This window comes from Salinimicrobium oceani (assembly GCF_012037645.1).
The window spans coordinates 1-606 of the sequence record NZ_JAAVJR010000230.1; the positions used below are offsets into that span (position 1 = coordinate 1).

Below are 606 nucleotides of genomic sequence, written 5' to 3' on the forward strand. Positions count from 1 at the left end.
TCAGGATTCTGTTTTCCTGCTTTCAAAAATGCATTCTGAGTATAAGTCCGTAACTTATTTAGAGCAGAAGGAACATCAGGCTCTTCTTCTGGAGAATATATAAAATCTGCCATTATCACAGAAATCACATCACCCTCCTGGTTTTGTAATACAGCATTTAAAATTTCCTCAAAATTACTGCTCCCTTTGTTGCCTTCATTAGCCGTAGAATTTGGAGATAACTTCTCCGAAATTTTAATGTTATCTACTCCAAAATTCGTAGGTGTTAGTTTATCATTTATTAAATAAAATTCAGTTTTTAAATCTATGTCATCCTCATTGTCTACAGCTACAAGTAAATCACGGAATACGTCTTTAAAAGCTGTATTCCCATTGATGTAACCATCCATGCTTAGAGTGTTCTCAAAATAAATTTTAACGGTAGCATCCAAAGGAGTATCAGGTGGCAATGGCGCAGGTTCTGTAGAACCATCTTTATTAGTACTTGATCCCCGTACATGATCACTTTTACAAGAAGCAACAACAAAAAGGATTAATAATAATGGTAAAAAAAAGCGGTGTTTTTTCATTTAAAGGTATTTTGACTTCTCGATTGTTTAATTTGCT

1 protein-coding gene is annotated in these 606 nt (G+C 33.8%); it reads right to left on the reverse strand.

Annotation, left to right across the window (positions count from 1 at the left end):
• Window positions 1-569 (reverse strand): hypothetical protein (locus HC175_RS16435; protein ID WP_209310030.1); only part of this gene is annotated, 569 nt, incomplete at its 3' end.
• Window positions 570-606: the final 37 nt, after the last annotated feature.